22 protein-coding genes and 1 pseudogene are annotated in these 25,797 nt (G+C 68.7%); 14 read left to right on the top strand and 9 right to left on the bottom strand.

The annotated features are described in order from the left end of the window. Window positions 1-3: 3 nt before the first annotated feature. Window positions 4-423: a large conductance mechanosensitive channel protein MscL gene (gene mscL / locus ACTWPT_RS00800; RefSeq protein WP_443175246.1), complete on the bottom strand. Its 420-nt coding sequence runs from the start codon at window positions 421-423 to the stop codon at window positions 4-6. 239 nt (window positions 424-662) lie between these two features. Between mscL and glgX the strand changes: the two genes are divergently transcribed. From glgX to pip, 5 genes are all read left to right on the top strand, one after another. Beyond that, complete coding sequence (glgX, locus tag ACTWPT_RS00795; RefSeq protein ID WP_443175245.1) at window positions 663-2,756, top strand: glycogen debranching protein GlgX; 2,094 nt, start codon at window positions 663-665, stop codon at window positions 2,754-2,756. After that, window positions 2,749-4,884, top strand: coding sequence for a malto-oligosyltrehalose synthase (gene treY, locus ACTWPT_RS00790; protein WP_443175244.1), 2,136 nt, complete (start codon window positions 2,749-2,751; stop codon window positions 4,882-4,884). The genes glgX and treY overlap by 8 nt, the downstream gene beginning before the upstream one ends. Continuing rightward, entirely contained in the window at window positions 4,874-6,586 is a 1,713-nt protein-coding gene (gene treZ, locus ACTWPT_RS00785; protein ID WP_443175243.1) for a malto-oligosyltrehalose trehalohydrolase, read from the top strand. The genes treY and treZ overlap by 11 nt, the downstream gene beginning before the upstream one ends. A gap of 184 nt (window positions 6,587-6,770) precedes the next feature. After that, window positions 6,771-7,754, top strand: coding sequence for a hypothetical protein (locus tag ACTWPT_RS00780; RefSeq protein ID WP_443175242.1), 984 nt, complete (start codon window positions 6,771-6,773; stop codon window positions 7,752-7,754). Between the two features lie 65 nt (window positions 7,755-7,819). Further along, window positions 7,820-8,791 (top strand): prolyl aminopeptidase, encoded by a 972-nt coding sequence (gene pip / locus ACTWPT_RS00775; RefSeq protein WP_443175241.1) that lies wholly within the window; start codon window positions 7,820-7,822, stop codon window positions 8,789-8,791. Here the strand turns inward: pip and ACTWPT_RS00770 are convergent. Continuing rightward, a complete protein-coding gene (locus ACTWPT_RS00770) occupies window positions 8,745-9,293 on the bottom strand; it encodes a phosphatase PAP2 family protein (protein WP_443175240.1) in 549 nt (182 codons plus the stop codon). The genes pip and ACTWPT_RS00770 overlap by 47 nt on opposite strands. Window positions 9,294-9,421: 128 nt before the next feature. Next, window positions 9,422-9,646, bottom strand: a complete 225-nt coding sequence (locus ACTWPT_RS00765; RefSeq protein WP_443175239.1) for a hypothetical protein — start codon at window positions 9,644-9,646, stop codon at window positions 9,422-9,424. 156 nt (window positions 9,647-9,802) lie between these two features. On the opposite strand from ACTWPT_RS00765, the gene ACTWPT_RS00760 reads away from it, so the two are divergent. Further along, complete coding sequence (locus ACTWPT_RS00760; RefSeq protein WP_443175238.1) at window positions 9,803-10,597, top strand: universal stress protein; 795 nt, start codon at window positions 9,803-9,805, stop codon at window positions 10,595-10,597. Window positions 10,598-10,637: 40 nt separating this feature from the next. Here the strand turns inward: ACTWPT_RS00760 and ACTWPT_RS00755 are convergent, their stop codons facing one another. Together ACTWPT_RS00755 and ACTWPT_RS00750 are read right to left on the bottom strand one after the other, a co-directional pair. Then, entirely contained in the window at window positions 10,638-11,756 is a 1,119-nt protein-coding gene (locus tag ACTWPT_RS00755; protein ID WP_443175237.1) for a glycosyltransferase, read from the bottom strand. Then, window positions 11,753-12,706, bottom strand: coding sequence for a glucosyl-3-phosphoglycerate synthase (locus ACTWPT_RS00750; RefSeq protein ID WP_443175236.1), 954 nt, complete (start codon window positions 12,704-12,706; stop codon window positions 11,753-11,755). Before ACTWPT_RS00750 ends, ACTWPT_RS00755 begins: the two co-directional genes overlap by 4 nt. Before the next feature lie 39 nt (window positions 12,707-12,745). Here ACTWPT_RS00750 and ACTWPT_RS00745 point away from each other — a divergent pair, with 39 nt between their 5' ends. After that, complete coding sequence (locus ACTWPT_RS00745; protein WP_443175531.1) at window positions 12,746-13,777, top strand: Gfo/Idh/MocA family protein; 1,032 nt, start codon at window positions 12,746-12,748, stop codon at window positions 13,775-13,777. 4 nt (window positions 13,778-13,781) lie between these two features. Further along, window positions 13,782-14,885, top strand: coding sequence for a zinc-dependent alcohol dehydrogenase (locus tag ACTWPT_RS00740; protein ID WP_443175235.1), 1,104 nt, complete (start codon window positions 13,782-13,784; stop codon window positions 14,883-14,885). Between the two features lie 9 nt (window positions 14,886-14,894). Here ACTWPT_RS00740 and ACTWPT_RS00735 read toward each other — a convergent pair. From ACTWPT_RS00735 to ACTWPT_RS00725, 3 genes and pseudogenes are all read right to left on the bottom strand, one after another. Then, window positions 14,895-16,070: pseudogene (locus tag ACTWPT_RS00735) on the bottom strand (MGH1-like glycoside hydrolase domain-containing protein); the annotation flags it as partial. Next, the gene (locus tag ACTWPT_RS00730; protein WP_127940180.1) at window positions 16,070-16,855 is read right to left on the bottom strand and encodes a sugar phosphate isomerase/epimerase family protein; all 786 of its coding nucleotides are present in this window, start codon (window positions 16,853-16,855) and stop codon (window positions 16,070-16,072) included. The gene ACTWPT_RS00730 and the pseudogene ACTWPT_RS00735, both read right to left, overlap by 1 nt. A gap of 3 nt (window positions 16,856-16,858) precedes the next feature. Beyond that, the gene (locus ACTWPT_RS00725) at window positions 16,859-17,809 is read right to left on the bottom strand and encodes a zinc-dependent alcohol dehydrogenase (protein WP_443175234.1); all 951 of its coding nucleotides are present in this window, start codon (window positions 17,807-17,809) and stop codon (window positions 16,859-16,861) included. 857 nt (window positions 17,810-18,666) lie between these two features. Here ACTWPT_RS00725 and ACTWPT_RS00720 point away from each other — a divergent pair. From ACTWPT_RS00720 to ACTWPT_RS00705, 4 genes are read left to right on the top strand one after another with little or no spacing between them, the layout of a single operon-like run. Further along, complete coding sequence (locus ACTWPT_RS00720; protein WP_443175233.1) at window positions 18,667-20,040, top strand: ABC transporter substrate-binding protein; 1,374 nt, start codon at window positions 18,667-18,669, stop codon at window positions 20,038-20,040. Then, a complete protein-coding gene (locus ACTWPT_RS00715) occupies window positions 20,037-20,990 on the top strand; it encodes a carbohydrate ABC transporter permease (RefSeq protein ID WP_443175232.1) in 954 nt (317 codons plus the stop codon). Before ACTWPT_RS00720 ends, ACTWPT_RS00715 begins: the two co-directional genes overlap by 4 nt. Beyond that, a complete protein-coding gene (locus ACTWPT_RS00710; RefSeq protein WP_443175231.1) occupies window positions 20,977-21,822 on the top strand; it encodes a carbohydrate ABC transporter permease in 846 nt (281 codons plus the stop codon). The genes ACTWPT_RS00715 and ACTWPT_RS00710 overlap by 14 nt, the downstream gene beginning before the upstream one ends. 3 nt (window positions 21,823-21,825) lie before the next feature. After that, window positions 21,826-22,974, top strand: a complete 1,149-nt coding sequence (locus tag ACTWPT_RS00705) for an ROK family transcriptional regulator (RefSeq protein WP_443175230.1) — start codon at window positions 21,826-21,828, stop codon at window positions 22,972-22,974. Here ACTWPT_RS00705 and ACTWPT_RS00700 read toward each other — a convergent pair. Beyond that, window positions 22,967-23,731 carry a helical backbone metal receptor gene (locus tag ACTWPT_RS00700; RefSeq protein WP_443175229.1) on the bottom strand — a complete coding sequence of 255 codons (765 nt, stop codon included), beginning with the start codon at window positions 23,729-23,731 and terminating at the stop codon, window positions 22,967-22,969. The two genes, ACTWPT_RS00705 and ACTWPT_RS00700, sit on opposite strands and share 8 nt — an antisense overlap. Before the next feature lie 375 nt (window positions 23,732-24,106). On the opposite strand from ACTWPT_RS00700, the gene ACTWPT_RS00695 reads away from it, so the two are divergent. Together ACTWPT_RS00695 and ACTWPT_RS00690 are read left to right on the top strand one after the other, a co-directional pair. Beyond that, window positions 24,107-24,901 carry an SAM-dependent methyltransferase gene (locus tag ACTWPT_RS00695; RefSeq protein ID WP_443175228.1) on the top strand — a complete coding sequence of 265 codons (795 nt, stop codon included), beginning with the start codon at window positions 24,107-24,109 and terminating at the stop codon, window positions 24,899-24,901. A gap of 3 nt (window positions 24,902-24,904) precedes the next feature. Then, window positions 24,905-25,792: a TIGR03619 family F420-dependent LLM class oxidoreductase gene (locus tag ACTWPT_RS00690; RefSeq protein WP_443175227.1), complete on the top strand. Its 888-nt coding sequence runs from the start codon at window positions 24,905-24,907 to the stop codon at window positions 25,790-25,792. Window positions 25,793-25,797: the final 5 nt, after the last annotated feature.

Below are 25,797 nucleotides of genomic sequence, written 5' to 3'. Positions count from 1 at the left end.
TGACTATCTAGGTTTTTCCGACTCCGGCACCAGCTCGGACGTGCAGTGGGCGCAGCGCCGGGCCTCGGTGGGGATGTCGCTGAGGCACTCGGGACACTGCTTGGTCGCGCCCGCCTTGTCCCGGTCGAACAAGCGGATCACCTTGGCCATCGGGGCCACGATCAGCCAGTAGACGATCGCCGAGATGAGCAGGAAGCTGATCAGGTGGTTGAGGAAGTCGCCGTACTTGAACCGGCTGCCGTTGATCGTGAAGGAGTAGTCGGCGAAGTTCGGCTGCCTGCCGCCGGTGACCGCGCCGATCAGCGGGGTGACCAGGTCGCTGACGAACGCCTGCACCAGACCGCTGAACGTGGCGCCGATGATCACGGCCACCGCGAGCTCGACGATGTTGCCGCGCAATAAGAACTGCTTGAAACCGCTCATGACGCGCCACGTTGCCGGGAAACGGCGCCGCAAACGCATGCCACGACGCCGGGCACCGACCACCCGCGTTCAGCTGGTCACGAGCAAAGGTTCCGGGTCCGCGCTACGCGCCGTGGCTTTCTGCGGATCTTCGGTAACGACGTGGTGAGCGGGGGAAGGAAGAAGGAGGTTCGGCAACGCCCGGGTTGTCCGGCTGAGCGGGGGGACAGAACATGGGGAGAGACCGCAAGGGAGCCTCGATGATCGAGATCTGGCCGGGAGACCCCTATCCGCTCGGAGCCACCTATGACGGGGCCGGCACCAATTTCTCGCTCTACACCGAGGTCGCGGACAATGTCGAGCTGTGCCTGTTCGACGAGGACAACGTCGAGTCGAGGGTGCCGCTCAGCGAGGTGGACGGGTTCATCTGGCATGGCTACCTGCCGGGCATCGGACCTGGCCAGCGCTACGGCTACCGGGTCCACGGGCCCTACGATCCGGCGCGCGGGATGCGGTGCAACCCGGCCAAGCTGCTGCTCGACCCGTACGCCATGGCCATCGAGGGCGGGGTGACGTGGAACGAGGCCGTGTACGGCTACCGATTCGGCCACCCTGACACGCGCAACGACCTGGACTCGGCCCCGTACGTGCCGCGTTCGGTCGTGATCAACCCGTTCTTCGGCTGGGGCCACGACCGGCCGCCCGCCACGCCGTACCACGACACCGTGATCTACGAGGCCCACGTGCGCGGGCTGTCGATCAGCCATCCCAAGATCCCCAAGCATCTGCGCGGCACGTACGCGGCCCTGCACCACCCCGAGATCCTCGACCACCTCACCAAGCTGGGCGTGACGGCACTGGAGCTCATGCCGGTGCACCAGTTCGTCACCGACCACATCCTTGAGCAACGCGGGCTGTCCAACTATTGGGGTTACAACTCGATCGGGTTCTTCGCGCCGCACAACCGCTACTCCAGCCAGGGGCAGCGCGGCGGGCAGGTGCTGGAGTTCAAGGCCATGGTCAGGGGCCTGCACGAGGCGGGCATCGAGGTGATCCTGGATGTCGTCTACAACCACACGGCCGAGGGCACCCATCTGGGGCCGACGCTGGGCTTCCGGGGGATCGACAACATCAACTACTACCGGCTGGTCGACAACGACAAGCGGTACTACGTGGACACCACGGGCACGGGCAACAGCCTGCTCATGCGCTCGCCGCACGTCCTGCAGATGATCATGGACTCGCTCCGGTACTGGGTCATCGAGATGCACGTGGACGGGTTCCGCTTCGATCTCGCCTCGACGCTGGCCAGGGAGCTGCACGAGGTGGACCGGCTGAGCGCGTTCTTCGACCTGGTGCAGCAGGACCCCGTGTTGTCGCAGGTCAAGCTCATCGCCGAGCCGTGGGACGTGGGCCCCGGCGGCTACCAGGTGGGCAACTTCCCGTCGCGGTGGACCGAGTGGAACGGGCGCTACCGCGACACCATCCGCGACCTGTGGCGCGGGCAGGCGGCCACGCTGCCCGAGTTCGGGTCGCGCTTCACCGGCTCGAGCGACCTCTACCAGGACGACAGCCGCCGGCCCGCCGCCTCGATCAACTTCGTCACCTGCCACGACGGCTTCACCCTGCAGGACCTCGTCTCGTACAACAACAAGCACAACGAGGCGAACAAGGAGGGCAACCGCGACGGCACCGACGACAACAGGTCGTGGAACTGCGGCGAGGAAGGCCCGGCGGGCATCGCCGTCGAATCGCTGCGCGAGCAGCAGAAACGTAACTTCCTCACCACGTTGTTCCTGTCCCAGGGCGTGCCGATGCTCTCCCACGGCGACGAGCTGGGCCGCACGCAGCGGGGCAACAACAACGGCTACTGCCAGAACAACGAGCTGACCTGGGTCGACTGGTCGGACGTGCGGGAGAACTGGCTGCTGCTGGAATTCACGCAGAGCCTGGCGGCGCTGCGGAAGAAACATCCGGTGTTCCGGCGCAGGAGGTTCTTCTACGGCAAGCCGGTCCGCGGCCAGAACGACATCGCCTGGCTCACCCCCTCCGGGGAGGAGATGACCGACAGCGACTGGACCGTCGGCTATGCCAAGTCGCTGGCCGTCTTCCTCAACGGCGAGGCCATCACCGAGCCGGACCGGCGCGGCCGGCCGATCCGGGACGACTCGTTCCTGCTGCTGTTCAACGCCCACTACGACACGATCAAGTTCACGATCCCCGAGGACTATGGCGAGATGTGGCACACGGAGATCGACACCGCCATGCCGATCATGCTCGACGCGCGGATGTGCCGCGGCGGCGAGGCGATCGCGGTGCCCGGCCGCAGCGTACGGGTGCTGCGCCGTGTCTAAGCCGGTTTCCACCTACCGGGTGCAGTTGACCCCGGACTTCGGCTTCGCCCAGGTGGCCGAGATCGCCGGCTACCTGCGCGACCTCGGCGTGAGCCACGTCTACCTGTCGCCGATCCTGCAGGCGACACCCGAGTCGCGGCACGGCTACGACGTCACCGACCACTCCAGGATCAGGGAGGAGTTCGGCGGGGCGAGCGGGTTCAGGGAGATGGCGCAGCAGCTGGCCGCCCACGACCTGGGCGTGGTGGTGGACATCGTGCCGAACCACATGAACACGGTGAACGCCCAGTTCTGGTCGGTCTTAAAGGACGGGCCGGACTCGCCGTACGCGAGCTGGTTCGACATCGAGTGGGTGGACGAGAAGGTGGCGCTGCCGGTCCTCGGGGACGACACGCCTCCTGTGGTCGATGGCGACGTGCTGCGTTACCACGAGCACGCCTTCCCCTACCCCGGTCACTACCGGTTGGCCGACTGGCGCGAAGGGCCGGGCTACCGGCGCTTCTTCGACGTGTCGACGCTGATCGGGCTGCGGGTGGAGGACCCGGCCGTGTTGTTCGCCACGCACGAGGTGATCTTCTGGCTGCTCGACGAGGGGCTGGTGGACGGGCTGCGGGTGGACCACCCGGACGGCCTGGCCGACCCGCGCGGCTACCTGGACCGGCTGCGGGCCCGGGCGGGCGAGACCTGGACGATCGTCGAGAAGATCCTCATCGGCCCCGAGCGGCTTCCCGGCGACTGGGCCTGCGACGGCACCACCGGCTACGACGTGCTCAACCGGATCAACGGCCTCTTCGTCGACCCGGCGGGCAAAGAGCCGCTCGTCCGGCTCTTCACCGAGGTGACCGGGCAGCCCGCCGAATACCGGCCGGTGATGGCCCAGGCCAAGCGGGAGGTCCTGGAGCTGTTCTTCGGCGCCGAGGTCAACCGGCTGGCCAGGGCCGCCTCCTGCGCTCCTGACGCGGTGCGGGAGCTGCTCGCGGCGATGCCGGTCTACCGCGCGTACGTGGTGCCGGGCGAGCCGGCTCCGCCCGAGTCCGTCGAGATCGTCGAGCTGGCCGCCGAGGCCTGCTCTCCCGCCGTGCAACCACTCGTCCGCAAGGTCCTGTACGGCTCCGCCGAGTCCATCGTGCGCTTCCAGCAGGCGTGCGGGCCGGTCATGGCCAAGGGTGTCGAGGACACGGCGCTCTACCGCTGGTATCCGCTGGCCTGCCTCAACGAGGTCGGCGGGGAGCCGGACGCGTTCGGGGTTTCGGCCGAGGACTTCCACGACTTCTGCGCCGAGCTGCGGCCGTACACGATGACCACGCTGTCCACCCACGACACCAAGCGGTCGGAGGACGTACGGGCCCGGCTGTCGGTGTTGTCGGAGCTGCCGGAGGAGTGGGCGGCGGCCGTGTCGCGGTGGTCGGCGGCCGTGCGCTTCGATCCCCACCTGGACTATCTGGCCTGGCAGAACCTCATGGCGGCCTGGCCGATCTCGGCCGAGCGGTTCACGGACTACCTGCTCAAGGCGGCCCGCGAGGCGAAGACCGCCATTTCCTGGATAAATCCGGATCCGTCTTATGAGCGGGGGTTGCGGGAGTTCGCCGAGGCCGCCGTGCGGCTGCCGATCGGCGAGTTCACCGAGCGGATCGAGCCCTTCGCGATGTCGAACTCGCTGGGCGCCAAGCTGGTGCAGCTCATGATGCCGGGGGTGCCCGACGTGTACCAGGGCAACGAGACGACCGACTTCTCGCTGGTCGATCCGGACAACCGGCGGCCGGTGACGTACCCGCGCAAGCCCGAGACGTCGTGGGACGCGGCCAAGCTGCTGGTCACCACCCAGGCGCTGCGGCTGCGCCGGCGGCTCGGGGGCGCGGCGCCGTACCTGCCGATGCGGGCGGAGGGGGAGGCGGCGGAGCACGTGATCGCGTTCGCCCGCGGGGGCGATCACCATCCGCAGGCCGTCGCCGTGGCCACCCGGCTCCCGGTGCGCCTGGCCAGGACCGGCTGGGGCGGCACGATGTTGACGTTGGCCGCGGGCACGTGGCGGGATCTGCTCACCGGCGGCCTCCATACGGGCCGGATCCCGCTGGCGCATCTGCTCGGTCAGTACCCGGTCGCACTCCTGGAGAGACATGATATTTGAGGTCTGGGCGCCGAACGCCACGTCAGTCGAGGTGATCGTCCTGGGCGGGCGCCGCCCGATGTCCCGCGGGGCCGAAGGATGGTGGTCGGCCGTGGTGGAAGGGGCCGGGCACGGCGCCAGGTACGCCTTCATCGTGGACGGCGAGGGCCCGTACCCCGATCCGCGCACGCGGTGGCAGCCGGACGGTGTCTTCGGGCCGAGCGCCGTGTACGACCATGCCCGTTTCACCTGGTCCGACCACGAATGGAAGGGCCGGGACCTGCGCGGGGCCGTGATCTACGAGCTGCACATCGGGACCTTCACGACCGAGGGGACGTTCCAGGCCGCAGTCGAGCGGCTCGAGCACCTCGTCGAGCTCTGCGTGGACTTCGTGGAGATCATGCCGGTCGCACCCGTCCCCGGCGGGCGGAACTGGGGGTACGACGGGGTGGATCTGTACGCCGTCAACGAGACCTACGGGGGACCCGACGGGCTCAAGTCGTTCGTGGACGCCTGCCACCGGGCCGGGATCGGCGTGATCCTGGACGTCGTCTACAACCACCTAGGGCCGTCAGGGAACTTCCTGCACCCGTTCGGGCCGTACTTCGCCGGCTTCAAGGGGAGCTACTGGGGCGATGCCGTCAATCTGGACGGGCCTCACTCTGACGAGGTGCGGCGGTACCTCATCGGCAACGCGGTGCAGTGGCTGCGTGACTACCACGTCGACGGCCTGCGACTGGACGCCGTGCACGCGCTGCACGACCGCCGCGCCACTCACCTGCTGGCCGAACTCGCGGCCGAAGCCGACGCGCTTGCCTGCGCGATCGGCCGGCCGCTGACCCTGATCGCCGAATCCGACCTCAACGACCCGCGCATGGTGCGACCTCTGGAGGCCGGCGGGCTGGGCATGACCGCACAGTGGGACGACGACGTGCACCATGCACTCCACTGCGCGGTGAGCGGCGAGAGCCACGGCTACTACGCGGACTTCGCCGGCCTGGAGGCGCTGGCCAAGGTGCTGATGGGTGGTGTGCTGCACGACGGGTCGCACTCGAGCTTCCGAGGGCGCTCGCACGGTCGTTCCTTCGCGGGCGTGCCCGGGCACCGGCTGGTGGCCTGCCTGCAGAACCACGACCAGATCGGCAACCGGCCGGCCGGCGACCGGCTGCCGATCCCGGCACTCAAGCTCGGGGCCGGGCTGCTGCTCACATCGCCGTTCACGCCCATGTTGTTCATGGGGGAAGAGTGGGGGGCGCGCACGCCCTTCCTGTTCTTCTCCGACCACGTGGAGCCTGCGCTGCGGGAGAGCGAGGCGGCACGGCGGGAGCGGGAGTTCGACGGGTTCGGGTACGTGTGGGAGGCGCCGGACCCGTCGGAGGAGGAGACGTTCCTGCGCTCGAAGCTGGACTGGAGCGAGGTGAAGGAGGAGGCGCACTGGTCGCTGCTGTGCTGGTACCGCGACCTGATCGCGCTGCGCAAGGCGCTGCCCGAACTGTCGGATCCGCGGCTGGAGCGGGTGCGAGTGGAGGTGGATCCGCTCGGGAAGTGGCTGATCATGTGGCGGGGGGCACTGGCGGTGTGCGTGAACTTCGCTCAGGAGTCGGTGACGGTGCCGGTGCCCGCCGGGACGGTGCTGCTGGCTTCGGACGAGCCTGTCTCAGCGAGTGAGGACGGGCTACGACTGCCCGGCCAGTCGCTGACGATCTGCCGCCCGGACCGCTGAACGTCAACGAGGCCGAAGCCCGCCTGCTATGTCCAGCCATACGGTCACCTCGTCCACAGGGACCGCACTTCTTGTCACCGTTGTCCACAGAATCCTGTTCGCCTCCACCGGCCCAACCCGCCATCTCCGATCCTGAGTGCCTCACCAACCCGACGGGATCCAATCACGATCACGGAGGCCACTCATGAAGATCATTCTCCCGTTGCCTCGCACGCTGACATCCCTGTTCGTCATCGCCATGGAGCATCTGCTGCTCGATCTCGGCTCGTTCGTGCCCTGGCGCGTTGGCGGACCGCACAAGAAGACCGTGGTCAGCGCGATGGGCAGCCGATCCCTGACCGCGACCCACCATGCGACCCCATGGAAACCGTTCGGAGCCGCACTCACCGGCGACGACAGACGCCGCCTCCGCCGCACGAAGCAGCACATCGTGGTGTCGGCAACGGCGCCGCCGCACAAGCTTCCGGTCAACGTGCAGGCGGCACGCGCAGTCGCCCGATCCCTGGCCCGCGAATGCGACGGCATCCTGATCGACCCTTTGACCGGCTCCACCATTCTCACCTGCGGCAGATGCGCGACCGAGCCTGCCGACTTCAGCCTCGGCGACGACTGGCTGGCCTGGGACGTCCAGGTCCACGACGACGCCACGTGCCCGCCCTGGGACCCTGCCGACACGGCCGTGTGCGACTGCCTGCGCGTCACCTCGCGCGGCCTGCGCCGCTTCGCGCTGCCCGAGATCACCCTCGACGGCGCGGCCTGCGCCCACAACCTGTGCGCGACCAACCTGCTCCGCACGGTCGCCCACCGCCTGGTCACGGACCACCTGGCCTACGTCGCGACCCACCCGCACGCCACCGAGCGCCAGATAGACGACTTCCTCCGCATCCAGCCATCGGACCAGCCAGACGGCACCGGCCCGCCCTTCGGCGTGCAGCTGACGCCCTACGACGCCGACATGGGCGAGCTGGGCCGCACGGGAAGCATCCGCCGCCTGAAGGTCGGCCCCGTGCCCGGCACAGGCCAGATCACCTGCCTCAAGGTCGGCCCACCGTCCGGCTTCACCGGCTCACTCAACGACTGGCTCTGCGCCACCCAGGCCACCCGCCATGCCACCCTGACTTCCATCGACTGCCACACCCCGGACCCGGCACAGGTCCTGGCGGCGTAGAAGAGCTCAGCGGAAATGCGGAGCGACGGCGCCCCGCCCACGCACATGCGGCAGGATCGGGAGGCATGAGGACCTTGTACCCGCCCATCGACCCGTACGACTCTGGCCTGCTCGATGTAGGCGATGGCAACCAGATCTACTGGGAGGTCTGCGGCAACCCCGACGGCAAGCCCGCCGTCATGCTCCACGGAGGGCCGGGTGGCGGGTGCACCGCCAATCACCGCCGCCAGTGGAATCCGGAGCTCTACCGCATCGTGCTGTTCGACCAGCGCAACTGTGGGCGGAGTCTGCCGCACGCCAGTGACCCGACCACCGATCTCACGGCCAACACCACGTGGAGCCTGGTGGCGGACATGGAGCGGCTGCGCGAGCACCTGGGCATAGAACGGTGGCAGGTGTTCGGGGGGTCGTGGGGCAGCGCGCTGGCGCTGGCGTACGCGCAAACACATCCCGACCGGACGACCGAGCTCGTGTTGCGCGGGATCTTCACGCTGCGGCCGCAGGAGTTGCGGTGGTTCTACCAGGAGGGGGCCTGCTATCTGTTTCCGGACCTGTGGGAGCAGTATGTCGCGCCGATCCCGGAGGCCGAGCGAGGCGATCTGATGGCGGCGTTCCGCAAGCGGCTGGAAGGGGACGACGCGGACGCCAGGCTGGCGGCGGCCAAGGCGTGGGCGCAGTGGGAGGCGGGCACGATCACGTTGCTGCCGGATCCCGAGCTGGTCGCCGAGTTCGGGGAGGACAAGATCGCCGTCTGCTTCGCCAGGATCGAGAACCATTACTTCCACCACGACGGCTGGTTCACACCCGATCAGCTCATCAGGGAGGTCGACAAGATCCGGCACATTCCCGCCGTGATCGTGCAGGGGCGATACGACGCCTGCACGCCCGCGGCGACCGCGTGGGATCTGCACAAGGCGTGGCCGGAGGCTGAGTTCCATGTGGTGCACGATGCCGGGCATGCCTTCTCCGAGCCCGGCATCCTGGACCGGCTCATCGCAGCGACAGACGGCTTCGGGCAAGGCGTACGGCGGGGGTGACGGCGCCCACCACCAGCAGCGCGAACAGCGGCGCGAGCGCGAGCCCGAGCAGGAAACCCGCGGCCACGTCATGTGGATAGTGCACGCCCACGAACACCCGCGAGAACGCCATGGCGGCCGCCAGCGGGAACACCACCCAGGCCAGGGAACGCCAGGCCAGCACGAGCGTGGCAGCTGCGCCGGCCGCGATCACGGTGTGGTTGCTGGGGAAGGACCAGTCGTCCGGCGGCGGGCAGTCGGCGATGGTCGCGATCCCACCCCGGCACGGCCGGTCCTCCCTGACGAAGGTCTTGATGACCTCGCTCACCACATAGGCGAAGACCACCCCGGCCGGACCCGCGATCACCAGTGCCAGGTCGCGGGCCGGAGCCCGCCACGCGCGCAGCGCGGCCACCGCGAACAGCGCCGCGAACACGAATAAACCGGCATCCGTGCCCGCTTCGGCGAGCGTGTGGAGCCAGTAGGGCGTGGCCAGGGCGAAGCCGACGATGTCGCTGTACACACGTGTCCAATCCGTGAACGGGCAGTGGACACGACCTTATGAACTCCGGCCGCCGAGGACTTCGACCCAAGGGTGGAATGTCGGGTCGCACCTCGGCCAGACGGCCGATCCCCTCGATATGACGAAGGTCAGGCGAGCAGCTGGCACGCCAGGGCGGCGTGCTTGCTCTCCAACTCGGCCTGGGTGATCAGCCCGCGATCGAACGCTTCCGCGGTGGCATCGCGCTCGGCCACGTAGTACGCGGCCATGATCTCGCTGCGGAGCGGCGTGAAGCCGCGCGCCACGCAGTCAGCGAAAATGGTGACCTCCTTGTCGACGACATCCGCAGCCACCGTGCACGCCAGATCGTGCACTCGAAGCTGCTGAACCGCTTCACGAAGGGTGATCGGGCCCCGGGCCCCGTTGAAGCGAACGTCAAGAGTGATCTTCACTGTTTTGCGCCTCCGAAGGTTTACAACGTTCGGATCAAGGTGGCGTATTCCCAGGTCAGAGCGGGTAAGAGGGCAGTCGTGATCGGTGAGCACGTGATCGTCGGCTATACCAGCGACGCGGGAGGGCGGGAGGCCCTGACCCTTGGCGCCGCGATCGCACGGGTCACGGGTGGCGAGCTCACGGTGGCGACGATCTACCCGCCGGGCAGCCCTGGGCTGGCGGTCGAGGCGCAGGCCAATCTGGCGCACGCGGCCGAGGAGCTGGGGCCGACGCCGGCCGAGTACATCACGTACGAGAGCAGAGGCACGGGACGTGGGTTGTCAGTGCTGGCCAGCCGGATCAGGGCCGACCTGATCGTGGTCGGCTCGACGGACGGCGGGCAGCACGGTCGCATCGCCATCGGCGCCACCTCCGACCATCTGCTCCACCGGTCGTCGGAGGCGGTCATGGTGGCACCTGACCAGTACGTGCCGTCCGACGTGCCCAGCCGCCTCACGCTGGCCTACGTGCACCGGCCGCAGTGTGACGCGGCGGTCGAGCGGATGGCGCAGGCCGCGCTGCGGCTGGGCGTGCCGCTCCGGCTGATCACCTTCGACCTGCGTACCGAGGATCAGGGGAAGCTCAGGGATGATCTCGCCTTGGCCGTGCGGCTGGCCTGGGAGAGCACGGGGATCGAGGCGGAGTCGGAGGTCGCCGAGGGGCACGACGTGGCCGCCGCGATGGCCGACGTCGAGTGGCTGCCCGGCGAGTTGCTGGTCTGCGCGGCGAGCGAGGACGCGCAGCCGCACCGGGTGTTTCTCGGCGAGCTGGCCATGAAGATGTTGCGGGCGTCCTGCTGCCCGGTCACCGTCCTTCCTCGAGGCTTCGCGTAGCGGCAGCTGCCTGCCCGGCCTCGCCCCGGTCCCGGCGATCTCATCCGGCTCGCATGACCCTCTCGTACAGCTCCAGGTAACGATCGGCCATGACCGACGGCGAGAAGCGGCGGCGGGCCTCGGCGCGGCACTCCTCGGGATCCAGCTCGTCCACCCGCAGCACCCACTCGGCCAGCTCCTCCTCGCTGTCGGCCAGGAAGCCGGTGCGGCCGTGGTCGATGATCTCGGGAAGGCAGCCGCGGCGCAGCCCGATGGGCGGCACCCCGAGCGCCAGCGCCTCGACGACGGCGGTGCCGCCGGGCTCGTCCCACTGGATGGGGAAGAGCGCGGCCCGGGCCGAGGCGTACAGGAAGTCCCTGGCCGGGCCGCCCACCGCGCCGACCCACCTGACCAGCTCGCCGTCGAGGTAGCGGGACACCTGGTCGAGGTAGTACCGCACGTCCGGGTGGCCGTACAGCGGGTGGTACGGGTTCTGCGCCACGACGTCCAGCTCGGCCGGGGTGTTGCGGCCGCTGACGGGTCCGGCCAGCACCAGCGGCAGCCCCAGCTTCTGGCAGAGCCTGGCCGCCACGTGCTGGCCCTTGAGCTGACAGATCCGGCCCATCACCACGAAATGATCCCCGCGCGCGGCCCGCAGGTCACCGTCGGTGAGCGGGGTGGCCAGGTAGATCGCGCCGAGCGAGGCCGCGCGCAAGGCATCGGGGGCACGGGCCAGTTGTGACTCAGAGACGCCGTTGACCGCGATCGACGACGGGAACGCGCCGTAGAAGTCCGGATGTTTACGCAGGTCCCAGTGGAGGGTGTGGAGGACAGGGGGCCCGCCGAGGGCCGCCAGGATCGCCGGCCCGACCACTTCCAGGTGGTCGTGGACGAGGTCGATGTCGTCTCGGGCGCGCAGCTCGGCGATCAGCCGCGCCTGGTGCGCGTGCGCGATGCCCATGACCTGGTTGTACGGCTTCTGCAACTCCGTGAACTGACCCTCGTCGTAGACGCCGATCAGCTCGTCCACGTCCAGCGTGCTCGTCCCCACGGAGGCCAGCACCACGTGAACGCCCCGCTCGCGCAGCGCGGGCACCAGCGTCGCCACCACGTTCTCGATCCCGCCGTAGCCAGGGGGCGGAACCGTGAGCCACGGCCCCGCGTTGATCAGGACTTTCATGCCACATCCTCCTCCAGTACGAGGGAGGCGAGCGGAGGTCGCTCCGCCACGGCCACGTCCACCAGGTCGGCGTCGCCGTCCAGCCCGAACTGCAGCAGCGTGTGCGCCGGGGGCTCCGACGACATCACGCGGCCCTGGCGTTCCAGCCGGGACCAGGCGGTGAGCATGATCTGCCCGGCCATCCGGCCGAGCGCGGCCATCGACTGGTGGGTGTGCCTACGCTGGCCCAGATCCACCTGGGCCATCGCGTCCAGTCCGATGAGTTCGAGCAGGTCGACGAGGAGCCCGAACTCCACGCCGTACTCGGTGACGAACGGCACTTGTTCGAGCACCGCCCGCCGGGCGGCGTACTCACCGCCGAGCGGCTGGGCGAATCCGGCCAGCTCCGGCCAGAACATGTTGATCAGTGGCCTGGCCACCAGCTCGGTGACGCGCCCGCCGGCGCCCCGCTGGGCGATGCCGTCGGCACCGACGTACGGCCGCTCGTACGTGGCCTTGACGAAATGGATGTCGGCGTCCACCAACAGTGGTCCCAGCAGGCCGGATATGTAGTGCGAACCGAAGTTGCGCAGGTCGGCGTCCACGAACACGACGATGTCGCCGCTCGAGGCGGCCAGTCCCTTCCACAGTGCTTCACCTTTGCCCGTCAGCTTGGGCAGCTGCGTGAGCACCTCGTTCTGCGCGACCACGCTGGCACCCGCCTCGCGGGCCCGTTGGGCGGTCGCGTCGGTGGAGTTCGAGTCGACCACCAGGATCTCGTCCACGAGCGGCGTGCGCTCGACGAGGTCGCGGCGGATGACGCTGACGATGTCGCCGACCGTGCTCTCCTCGTCGCGAGCAGGCAGGACGACGCTCACCGTGGTGGTTCCCTTGGCCAGCATTAAGGCGTCGACGGGCCACTCGGCCGCGGTGCTCGAGTGTGGGCCGTACCACTCCTGAACCCTGGACAAGGCTCGCACATCTGTCTCCATGCACTCAGCCCCGTTCTCATGCGGTCACGACCTCTGCCCGATCTATACGTCCTTGAACATGTTTGTTTGGTCGCGACCGGATGTGGCATATGCGAGGTTGTGTCCCCAATGACCCGCGTCGGCATCGTAGGTGCCGGAAATGTCGCCGCTCGCCATGCAGACGTCCTGTCCGGATTCCCCGATGTCACGATCGCTGGAATCGCCGACACGGATCCCCACAGGGCGGAGGCCCTGGCCTCCAAGCATGGCTCCCCCGCCTATGGCGGCCATGCAGACCTGCTCAGTGCCGGCGGTCTGGATGCGGTCTACGTCTGTGTCCCTCCTTTCGCGCACGGTAACCCGGAACGTGATGTCTTGTCGTGTGATCTCCCTCTCTTTGTAGAAAAACCGCTATCACTAGATCTCGAAACCGCAGAATTTATCGCGTCCGAAATAGCGCGGAAATCCCTGCCGTCGGCGGTCGGCCACCACTGGCGCTACCTCGGCATCGTCGAGCAGGCCCGCGACCTGCTCGACGGCCGCCCGGTACGCCTCGCGCTCGGCCACTGGCTCGACAAGATCCCCCCGGTCGCCTGGTGGCTGAACCGGAGCATGTCCGGCGGCCAGATCATCGAGCAGGCCGTCCACGTGCTGGACCTGGCCCGGGTGCTGGTGGGCGAGGTCGCGATGGTGCATGCCGTCCCCGAGGACAACACCCATGACGGCGAGGTGGACCGGGCCACGGCCGCGGTGATGCGCTTCGCCGGCGGTGCGGCCGGCCTGCTGGCCACCTCCTGCCTGCTCACCCAGAAGCACCGGGTGGGGCTGGAGATCTGCGCCGACGGCATCGCGCTCGAGCTGAGCGAGACGCGGCTGCTGGTCGACGGGCAACGCGTCATCGAGGACGACGGCCAGGCCAAGACCCGGGTGGACCGGGAGTTCATCGACGCCGTCCAAGGCAAGGACGCGGACGTGCGTGTGCCGTACCGTGAGGCTCTGCGGACCCACCGCCTGGCGCTGGCGCTCGCCCGGTCCGCTGCGGAACGAAGGCCGGTGATGCTGGATGAGTGAGGCGATGAGCACAATCCTGAGCATCGAGGGGCCGGGGCAGGTGACGCTGGTCGAGGAGAAGCTACCCGGCATCCCCGAGGGCGGGTTCATGGTGGCGACCACGCACAGCGGCGTCTCGGCCGGGACCGAGCTGACCTACGTCAAAGGCACGAACCCCGCTCTGACCTCCACCTGGGACCACGCACTCGGGTTGTTCACCGAAGGCACGCCCTCGGTCGAGTATCCGGTGCGCGGCATCGGCTACATGCAGGTCGGTCTGGTGGTGGAGACCCGTACGCGGGCCGTGCGCGAGGGCGCGCTGGTGGCGATGTGCTACGGGCACCGGACGGCGTACGTGGCGGACCCGATGGAGGACAGGTTCGTCGAGCTGCCCGACGACCTCGACCCGCTGCTCGGCATCTACGTCGCCCACATGGGCCCCATCTGCGCCAACGGCCTGCTGCACGCGGCACACGACCTGCACGGCCCCGCCGTGCAGCAACTGGGCGACGGCGTACGCGGCCGCCGGGTGGTGGTCGTGGGCGCGGGCGTGGTCGGCCTGCTGACCGCCTGCTTCGCCAGGTCCTGCGGCGCTGCCGACGTCGTGGTCGTGGACGAGACCCCGGCCAGGCTCGCGGTCGCCGATACGCTCGGCTCACACGTGATGGCCGCCGACGACGACCCGGCGGTGACGCTGAAGCGCCGCTGGCGGCACGGTCCGGGCGACCGAGGCGCCGACGTGGTGTTCCAGTGCCGCGGCCAGCCCCGGGCCCTGGCGCTCGCCCTGCGACTGCTGCGGCCGCAGGGCACGCTGATCGACCTGGCCTTCTACACGCAGGGCGCGCAGGAGGTGCGGCTCGGCGAGGAGTTCCACCACAACGGGCTGACGGTGCGCTGCGCCCAGATCGGCAGGGTGCCGCGCGGGCTGGCGCACGCCTGGGACAGGGAGCGGCTCTCACACGAGACGATCACGCTGCTCAGGCAGTACGGCGGAGCGCTACGCCAGCACCTGATCACTGACGTGGTGGGCTTTCACGAGGCCCCCCGGTTCCTCACCGATCTCGCCGCCGGCCGCCGCCAGACCCTCCAGGCCGTGCTCTGCGACGACGTCGAGGAGGAGGGCGGCTGACCAGCTGAAGTCCCAGCAGCCGTGGCCGTTCAGCGTGAACGGGTCGAAGTACTCGCGGAAGCCGGAGCGCGCCGCCATGGTGATCATGCCGTCGGCGAGCGGGCCGGCCAGGTCGGGCCGGCGGTCCTTGAGCCCCTGCCAGACCAGCCAGCAGAGGTTGATCCAGCTCGGCCCCCGCCAGTAGCGCACCGAGTCGAACTCCGGCGCCGACGGCGAGAAGCTGGGCAGGACGCCGTCCTTCAACGCGAACCGGTCCAGCGCGGTCGCGATCAACGTGTCGGCGACCTCGCCTGGCAGCCCGGACAGCATGAGCGGCGTCAGCCCTGCGGCGCTGGCGGAATGGAGCAGGTGTCCGGTGTTCACATCGCGGGCCTGGAAGAGCTCGCCGTCGTAGAGGTGCTCGACCATGGCCGCGGTGATGGCGGCCGCCTCCCGCTCGTGCGGCTCGGGGTCGAGGCCGCACACTTCGGCGATCTGGGCGAGCGCCTGCTCGGCCACGCCGTACGCGGTGTTGAACAGCGGGTCCTCGATGTGGAATGCGCCGGCCCGGCGGTAGCCGGAGTCGCGGTAGGCCCGGGCGAGCGCCACATAGCACTCGTAGTCGCGGTCGGTAGGCCGCTCGTCGGCGCTGACCGCGTCGATGTCCCTGCGGACGAACCCGGTGGGGCGTTCCTGCACGCCCTGAAGCGACAGGTCCCAGGCCGGGCTGTTGTCCATGCCCGACTCCCAGGGGTGCACGATCGAGATCAGCCCTTCGGGCGAACGCCTGGCCGTCCGCAGGAACTCCTGCTGGGCCACCAGCCGCGGGTAGATCCGGCGCAGGAACGCCGGGTCCGGCTCGGCCAGGTGGGTCTTCCACGCGGCCAGGGCGTGGACGGGCGGCTGGATGATGCCGGAGGTCGCGCTCCCGGACGGCGCGCGGGTCTGCCAGAAGTCGGGGCCTGGGAAGTACGCGCCGTCGGGCACCTTCGGGTTGAACACGATGTGCGGCACCCGCCCGTCGCGCCACTGGGCACCGACCAGGCTCAGCAGCTCCGACCTGGCCCTTCTCGGGGCCCAGCGGGCGTGGCCGATCGCGATGAAGGCCGAGTCCCAGCTCCACTGATGGGGGTAGAGCCGGCGGGAGGGAACCGTGTAGCTGCCGTCCCAGTTCGTCACCAGGACGCGGATGGCATCACGCAGCATCAGAGGAACTTCCTGACGAAGGCAGCGGTCTGAGGCAGGACGATCTCCGGCTCGCCACGCAGGCGGCATTCGAGCGCCAGGTAGCCGTCGTAGCCGAAAGCGTCGAGCGTGGCCAGCTGCGCGCCCCAGTCGAGGTGACCGGTGCCCGGCTGGTTCCTGTTGGACTCGCTGATCTGCATGTGCGCGATGTAGGGGGCGGCCTCGGCCAGCGCGCGGCAGGGGTCGTCCTCCTCGATGTTCATGTGGTACGTGTCGCCGACGACCCTGATCGAGTCCATGGCGCAGTAGGAGACCGCGTCGGCCAGCGTGTTGACCATGTGGTTCTCGTACCGGTTGAGCGGCTCCAGCATGATCAGCACGCCGTTGCGCTGTGCGTGCTCGCCCAGGATGCCCAGCGCCTCGGCCAGCACCTCGCGGTCCTCCTCGGGACTGCGTGGCGGCTCGAACGGCGGCAGCCGCAAGGAGAACTGCCCCCACGAGGCCGGGGTCATGACGCCGATGCCGCCGAGCTCAGCGATCACCGTGAGCTGGGAGCGGAGCTGCTGGATCGCGTCCTTGCGCTTGGCAGGGTCGAAGTCGCCGATGAAGTGCGGCATGTCGACACAGACGGTCGGCATGACCACGCCGTCAGCCAGGGCCCGCTTGAGCTCGGTGAGCCGTCCGGCGAAGTGGAAATCCCCCTTCCCACGCAGCTCGATGGCGTCGAACCCGGCATCGACCGCGAACGCGAACTTCTCCTGCAGCGTGCGGCCGGGCAGAAGCTGCTCCTGTACGGCGAGCTTCACTGTTTACTCCTCGAATTGGAAGACGAGCTGAAGCACTTCGGACTGATGCTTGTCGATGAGGTCGAAGGCCTCGGCGGCCCGGTCCACGGGGACGACGTGGCTGATGAGCTCGGCGGCGTCGACCTCGCCCCGGTGCACGAGCTCCATGAACGTGAGCTGCAGGCGCTCGACGTCCCACCGGTGTGCCAGCCACGAGGCGACACCGCCGATCTGGGAGGCGACGAGCTGGACCTGGTTGTGGTGGAACTCCTCGCCCAGCCGCAGCCCGATGCCGTCACCCTGGTAGAACCCGGCGGCCACGACCCGGCCGCCCTTGCGCACGGTCCTGATGGCCTCGTGCAGGCCGAGGTGGCTGCCGCTCAGCTCGATGACGGTGTCGGCGCCCTCGATGCGCTTGCGCATGAACTCGGCGACCGAGCCCGAGGCGATGTCGAACGTCTCGGCGGCGCCGAACTTCCTGGCCAGCTCGAGCCGGTCGGGAATGGAGTCGGCGGCGACCACCCGGGCGCCGCTGAGCACGGCGAGGCGCGTCGCGAGCAGCCCGATGACGCCTTGGCCGAAGATCGCGATCTGGTCGCCGAGGTGCACGTCGGCGGCGTGCACCGCGTTGAGCGCGATGGCGCCCACGCGGGCGAACACGCCGCTCAGCGGGTCGGCGCCGGGCGGCAGCACATGGCCGACCAGCTTCTCCGCCGGCACGACGGCCTCGGCGCGGTGGCCCCAGATGCCCCACACGAGCGCGCCGACGGGGGGATCCGCGACATCGGGCGCCGCCTCCACCACCTCGCCGACCTCCTGGTATCCCCAGCCGCTCAGCGGGTAGGCATGCGTCTGACCCTCGGTGAACAGCCGACGCTCGGTGTCCCACTTTCGGCTGAGATAGGGGTTGGTGCCGCGATAGGCGGTGAGTTCCGTGCCTGCCGAGACTCCGGAGTAGAGCGTTCTAACACGCACGGAGCCCGGAACGAGTTCGGCGGGCGACTCCAAGCCGACGCGGACATGGCCTGGCTCTTCAAAGGTGATGACGCGCATTCCCCAACACTTACGCTTAATGATCAATCAAAAGACAAAGCTTTATTGCTTGTTTGCACACGATAGTTGCGCCCGTAACACTCTTAAGTCTACGTCTTCTGCGGGAGGCTGCTGATGCAATTGGGGTTTCTGACCGCGTGTCTTGTGGAAAGTGACCTTACCGACGTCGCCCGCCGAGCCTCTCAGCAGGGCCTCGAGGCCCTGGAAGTGGCAGGTCGGCCGACTTCGGATGGCCGAAGTCACATTCAGGTAGATCGTTTTGACGAGCCCGAATGCGCACGAATCCGGGGCATCTTCCGCTAAACCGGACTAACGCTTTCCTCGATCGCATACTACGAGAACAACCGGCATCCTCATGCCAGGTCAGAGCGTGAATCCGCACGTCCAGCGCCGTATTGACGTCGCCGCCGCACTCGGCTGCCCCGCCGTCGGCACGTTCATAGGACGGGCCTCGGGCGGACGGTCCGCGACAACATCGAACGCGCCGTTGACGTCTTCGACCCCTGGTGAAGTACGCCAGACAGCGAAACGCGGAGATCGTCATTGAGAACTGCGTGATGAAGGGCTGGCACCCCGATGGCTGGGGCCGTACATTTCCCGACATCGCGTACGGCTTCGCTACGAGGGCGGATACGACGGTGTGGTCTCCGTGGAGCATGAGGACCCCGTGTGGAGCGGAAGCACGGAGAGAGTACAGACCGGTCTCGGTATCGCCTACCGCACGTTGCGCCATCTGATCCGGGGTAAGGGCGGCGTATCCCCAACCAGAGGAGCGTGCCATGCCGAAGAAGGTAACCGCCGTCCTCTCCGTCGCACTGCTGACGGCCGCCACGCTGACGGCCTGCGGTGACGACGGCGGCGAGCAGCCGACCGCAGCCAACAAGATCACGGTCTGGACCGAGGAGAACCTCGAGGACCGGATGGCCGTGCAGAAGCAGATCGTCACCGAGTTCACCCAGAAGACCGGAATCCAAGTGGATCTGGTCGCCATGGCCGAAGACCAGTTCAGCCAGGCGATCACGGCCGCCGCCGCGGCGGACGACCTGCCGGACGTGATCGGCGCCCTGCCCCTGGCCGCGGTCCGCGAGCTGGAGGCCAACGAGCTGCTCGACACCGAGACGCCGGGCAAGGTCGTGGACCAGCTCGGCAGGGACTCGTTCTCCCCGCGGGCCCTGGAGCTCAACACCTCGGGAGGCCGGCTGCTCGCGGTGCCCAGCGACGGGTGGGCGCAGCTGATCCTTTACCGCAAGGACCTGTTCGACAACGCCGGGCTGCAGCCGCCGGACACGTACGAGGCGCTGCAGGCGGCGGCCCAGAAGCTCAACACGGGCGGCGTCGCGGGCATCACGCTGGCGATCGCGCCGAAGGACTCGTTCACCGCGCAGAGCTTCGAGCACATCGCGCAGGCGAACGGCTGCCAGCTGGTGGACAATTCCGGAAATGTCGCCCTGGACTCGCCGGCGTGCGTGCGGGCCTTCGAGTTCTACTCCAACCTGGCCAAGAACTACTCGGTCAAGGGCAAGCAGGACGTCGACACCACCAGGGCCACGTACTTCTCGGGCAAGGCGGCCATGATGATCTGGTCGTCGTTCATCCTGGACGAGATGGCGGGGCTGCGTAAGGACGCGCTGCCGAGCTGCCAGGAGTGCCGCGAGGACCCCGAGTGGCTGGCCAAGAACACCGGCGTGGTGACGGCGCTGAAGGGACCGGACGCGAGCGCGCCCGCGCAGTACGGCGAGATCGTCTCATGGGCGATCACCCGTGACGCGGCCAAGGACCCGACCGCCAAGTTCGTCGCTTACATGATGAACGAGGGTTACGAGCGCTGGATCGGCATGGCCCCCGAGGGCAAGTTCCCCACCCGCACCAACTTCGCCGAGCAGTGGAACAAGCTCCCCGCCGGGGTGGACTCCAAGAAGCCGCTGGCCGACATCTACCCGGCCGACATACTGGAGGCCCTGCGCAAGAGCCCTGACACGTTCGCGCGCTGGGGCATCCCGCAGGGGCAGGGCAAGCTGGTCGGCGCCACCATGGGCGAGCTGCCGGTGCCCAAGGCGCTGAGCGGAGTCGTGGACGGCTCACTCACCCCGCAGGCCGCCGCCACGCAGGCCAAGGCCGACGTGGAGTCGATCAAGCGCGGGATCCGGCAGTGACGACGACGCACGCAAGGCCGGCGGCGCCGCCGGGCAGACCTAAGGGTCACACGCTTCGGCAGCAGGAGGGCCGCGCCGGGCTCGTCCTGATCTCGCCGACGCTGATCATCACGCTGGTCGTGGTGGTGGTGCCGCTGCTGTGGGCGATCATGCTGGCGTTCCAGGATGCGCGACTGATCAATATCCGGCGGGTGGGGATCTTCGGCAACTACACGCTGGAGAACTTCACGTACGTGATCTCCGAGCCCGGCTTCTGGTCGTCCCTGGTCAACACCCTCGTCTACACGATCGCGGGAACGGCGTTGTCGATCGTGATCGGGCTGGTGGCGGCGCTGGCGTTGCGGGACAGGTTCGCGGGGCGCACGCTGGTCAGGGCGTCGATCCTGATCCCGTACGTGGCGCCGGTCGTGGCCGTGGCGTTCCTGTGGGAGACGATGCTCAATCCGCAGTACGGCATCGTCAACACCTGGCTGCGCGAGCCGATCGCGTTCCTCACCCAGGCCAATGGCGAGTTCCTGGGCATCCAGGTGCCGGTGGCACTGCTGACGGTGATCGCATTCGAGGCATGGCGGTATTTCCCGTTCGCGTTCCTCTTCATCCTGGCCAGGCTGCAGGCGCTGCCCAAGGAGCTGGACGAGGCCGCGGTGGTGGACGGGGCCACGCCCACCCAACGTTTCCGGTACGTGATCCTGCCGCAGCTGTGGCGCATCATCGCCTTGCTGTCGGTGCTGCGGTTCGTGTTCACGTTCACCAAGTTCGACGACGTCTACCTGCTGACCGGCGGCGGGGCCGGCACCGAGGTCGTCAGCGTGCGGGTCTACAACTTCCTGACCGCCCGCGACGACATCGGGGCCTCGGCCGCGCAGGCGATCGTGCTGGCGGTCGTGCTCGTCGTGTTCCTCATCCTCTACCTGCGGTTCTTCGGCGGGAGTGAACGTGAGCAGGGATAGTTTCGAACGGGCTCTCTTCAGGTATCTGAAGCCGCTGGTGATCCTGGTGCTCTTCGTGATCACCGCGTTCCCGTTCTTCTACATGGTGATGTTGTCGGTGCGTGACATCCAGGAGCTCATCCTGGAGCCGGGCTCGCTCTGGCCTCGCAGCTTCACGCTCGACACCTACGTGAACGTCCTGACCAGGCAGGGCTTCCTGACGTTCATGGGGAACAGCGCGATCATCGCGGTCGCGTCGGTGGCGTTCACGCTGCTGATCTCGATCCCAGGCGCGTACGCGGTGGCGCGGCTGCGCTTCTTCGGGCGGCGGCAGGTGCACTTCCTGTTTCTGGCGGTGTACCTGTTTCCGGCGATCGTGCTGGCCATCCCGCTGTTCGTGCTCTTCACGATGCTCGGGCTCCGGGGATCCCTGATCGGACTGATCCTCGTGTATATCGCGCAAACGGTGCCCGTCACGGTATACATGCTCCGCAACTACTTCGAGACCGTCCCGCAGAGTGTGGAGGAAGCGGCCGCGATCGACGGGTGCACGAGACTGTCGACCATCTGGCGGGTGGTGCTGCCACTCTCCAAGCCCGCGCTGATGGCCACCGGCCTCTACGCCTTCATGATCGCCTGGAACGAGTTCCTGTTCGCCCTGCTCTTCCTGGTGGAGCGGCGGGACAGCTGGACCGTTTCGCTGGGGCTTTCACAGCTCGCGGGAAGCATAGAGATCCCGACGACGGTCCTGATGGCCGGGTCGGTGGTGCTCACGCTGCCGATTGTGATCGTGTTCTTCGCCAGCGAACGGCTGCTGACGGAGGGGCTCACGGCGGGAGCCGAGAAGGGATGAACCATGCTGACGGCAGGGCAGATCCTCCAGCTCATCCGCAATGGCTCCTGCCGTACGCGCAAGGAACTCATCGAGTACACCGGTCTGTCCCGGTCGACGATCACCGACCGGGTCGACCGGCTCATCGAGGCCGGATACATCCATGAGTCCGGTGTCGGCACCTCCGGGGGCGGGCGACCGCCCTCGGTGCTCGACGTGGACGCGACCAAGCGGCTGATGCTGGTCGCCGACCTGGGAGCCACGCACGTCCGGGCGGCGCTGACCGACCTGGCCGCCCGGCCGCTGGCCGAGGAGAGCACCGAGATGCGCATCGACCGCGGGCCCGAGGCCGTGCTGTCGTGGGTGCGGCAGGCGTTCGAGCGCATGCTGGACCGGCACGGGCGGCCCGCCGCCGAGGTGTGCGGCGTCGGGCTGGACCTGCCAGGCTCGGTGGACCACACCAACGGGCGGGTGATCAGGTCGTTCCTCATGCCGGGATGGGACGACCATCCGGTGGGCGCGGCCATCGGGGCGGCATACGACGTGCCGATCCTGGTGGAGAACGACGCCAACGCGATGGCCCTGGGCGAGTGGTGGTCGTCCTGGCGGGAGACCGACTCGCTGATCCTCATCAAGGTCTCGACCGGGATTGGCACCGGCATCATCCTCGATGGCCAGATCTATCGCGGCGTCGAGGAAGCCGCGGGAAACATCGGGCACGTACGCATTCGCGAGAGCGACGACCGCGTCTGCACCTGCGGCTCGCGCGGCTGCGTCGCCTCGCTGGCCAGCGGCCACGCCCTGGCCACCGACCTGGGCCAGGAGTTCAGCCGGGACGTGGTCCGGCTCGTGCAGGCCGGCGATCCCACGGCCATCGCCCGCACCCAGGAGGCGGGGCGGACCTTGGGAGTCGTGCTGGCCACCGCGGTCAGTCTGCTCAACCCCGGCGTGCTGGTGCTGGCCGGGGACATGGCCGAGACCAGGGAGCACTACCTGACCGGGATCAGAGAGATCGTCTATCGCCGCAGCCTGCCGTACACGACCAGGAACCTGGAGATCGTCACCTCGTCGCTGGGCGACCGGGCGGGCATCGTGGGCATGGCGGTCATCGTCATGGAGCACGTGCTCTCCCCCGCCTCCGTGGACGCCGCGCTGGCCGAACCGGTCAACTGACCCCTGAGCCGCCGAGGTCGCGGCGCAACCGCTCGGGCGCCTCGACCAGCGAGGGGCCGTACCAGGTCAGCAGCCGCCCGCTGACCAGGGCGCACGTGCTGCCGGGGAAACACTCGGGGCCGTCCGTCCCGGAGAACGCATAGGGCTCGTCGGGCAGGACCACCAGGTCGGGCCGGCGCTCCACCAGCTCGGAAAGCGGGATCTTGGGATAACGCTCGGAGTGGCCGACATACAGGTTGTCGACGCCGAGGTGCTTGAGCACGTCCCCGGTGAAGGTGTCACGGCCGACGACCATCCACGGCCGGCGCCAGATCGGGATGATCGCCGTCCTCCTCGGACCCTCCGTCGCGGCCGACCGCCACGCCGCCTCCGCGGCGTCCAACCAGGTCGGGCGACCGGTACGGCACGCGTACGTGAACATCCGGTCCAGCGAGACGAACGCCTCCTCCAGGGTCTCGATCTTGGTGACCCAGACCGCGATCCCCGCCGCGCGCAGGGCATCGAGGTCGGCCGGGCGGTTCTCCTCGGCGTTGGCGAGGACCACGTCGGGCCGGAGCTTCCTGATGGCCTCCAGGTCGGGGTTCTTGGTGCCTTTGACCCTGGTCACGTCGAGGTCGGCCGGGTGCGAGCACCAGTCGGTCGCCCCCACCAACGCCTCCGGCACGGTCACCGCCACGGACTCGGTCAGCGACGGCACCAGGGACACGATCCGCCGCACGGTATCCGGGACCGCCACGGGCATGCCGAGGTCATCCATATCCACAGCGTCTTCGGCTCTCTGTGTTTACATGAGTAAAACGGACATCAGCGTAGCCTCGTCGCATGCCGGCCGAGGCCGGGAAGCGATCCGGTGGAAGCCGACGCCGCGTCCGTCCGGCGAGCCGGGCGGACCGTGGCTGAGAACCGCGTTGTCGGGGCCTGACTCCGCATCCCTGGAGGGAGTGCGGCTCTTGGGCCACCGCCCCGCCGGACGCTGTCCCGGTGGTGCGGACACCACTGGGGGCGGGGACCGGTTCGCATAGTGGGCGCCAGAACGGTTCATACCCTAGATCTACGGATAAGAGCCGCCTGATGTCGGTATAGATCCGTAGAATCACCCGAAAGATCATTACCATGTGATCGGGGGGATGCGGTGCAGCGAGAGTCACGCGGGTTCGATCCGGACACGCCTAACGTTGCCCGGCTCTACGACTACTTTCTCGGGGGCAAGGATCACTTCCCTGTGGACAGGGAGGCGGCGGAGCAGATCTTGAGAGTGGCGCCCGAGGTGCGGGCCGCCGCCCGCGCGAACCGGGCGTTCCTCACGCGTGCCGTGCGTCACCTCGCCGGAGCCGGTGTGCGGCAGTTCCTCGACATCGGCACGGGGCTGCCGCGGCGGGAGAACGTGCACCAGATCGCCGGCGACGGCTCTCAGGTCATCTACGCCGACGTGGATCCGGTGGTCATGGTGCACGCGCGGGCAATGCTGGCCGGTCAGGGCGGCACGACGGTGGTCCAGGGCGACCTTCGCAAACCCAGGGACATACTGAACGATCCCGAGGTCACGCGGGCGATCGACTTCGGCCGCCCCGTGGGCGTGCTGCTGGCGGCGGTCATGCACTTCGTCACCGAGTCCGAGCGGCCGCAGGAGATCATCGCGACCCTGCGCGAGGCCATGGCACCCGGAAGCTATCTGGTCATGTCCCACGGCACCAGCGACGCCCGCGCCGCGGCCGTGGACGCGGCCACCGAGGTCTACAGGAGGGCCAGCGCGCCGCTCACCCTGCGCGGCCGGGCGCGGATAAGGGAGCTCTTCGATGGGTTCGAGCTGGTCGACCCCGGACTGGTCTGGTTGCCCGAGTGGCATCCCGAGCCGGGCGACACCGTCGACTTCATCGACGGTCCGCAGGCGTCGCTGATCCTGTGCGGCGTGGGCAGGAAGGGCTGAGGCGTGGACGTCGGGCTGGCGGTGCCGCAGTACGGCAGGTTCGCCGCGCTGCGCAGCGTGCTCGACGTGGCGCGGGCGGCCGAGGAGATGGGCTTCGCCGGCTTGTGGGCCGGCGACCGGCTGATGACGCCGCTGCGGCCGAAGGATCGCTATCCGGGCGGGGGCGGCATCCCGGAGGCGCATCGGGTGTTCCTGGACCCGTTCGCGGTGTTGTCGGTGGCCGCCTCGGCGACGTCCGCCGTACGGCTGGGCACGAGCGCGCTCAACGCCTGCTGGTATCCGCCGCCCGTCCTGGCCCGCTCCCTCGCCACGATCGACCATCTCAGCGGCGGCCGGCTCGCCGCGGGCCTGGGGCTCGGCTGGTCCTCCGACGAGTACGCCGCCAACGGCGTGCCGTGGAAGGACCGGGCGAAGCGGTACGAGGCCACCCTGGACGCACTGGAGGCGATCTGGGGCACGGACCCGGTCTCGTTCGAGCACGAGCTGTGGACGATCGCGCCGAGCCACATCGAGCCCAAGCCGGCCCGCCACGTGCCGCTCTACCTGGCCGGTTTCTCCGAGCCCGCGCTGCGCCGCATCGGGCGCCGGGCCGACGGATGGTTGACCGCCTCGCTGCCCATCCCCGTGCTCACGGCGATGTGGCGGACGGTGTGCGAGACCGCCGAGCAGGCCGGCCGCGACCCCGGGGCGCTGCGCATGGTCATGCGCTGCAACCCCGTCATCACCGACCAGGGCAGCCCGCCCAGGAGCGGTACGGTGGCCGAGATCGCGGCGTATCTGGCCACCGCGGCGGAGGCCGGGGTCCACGAGCTGATCCTGGACCTTCAGCTCACCGCCACGAGCGATCAGCACCTGCTTGAGCTGGCCGCGGACATCAGATCACGCCTGTGATCCTG

Source organism: Nonomuraea sp. 3N208 (assembly GCF_052245935.1).
Taxonomy (GTDB): Bacteria; Actinomycetota; Actinomycetes; order Streptosporangiales; family Streptosporangiaceae; genus Nonomuraea.
This window is presented reverse-complemented; position numbering and strand designations above follow the sequence as displayed.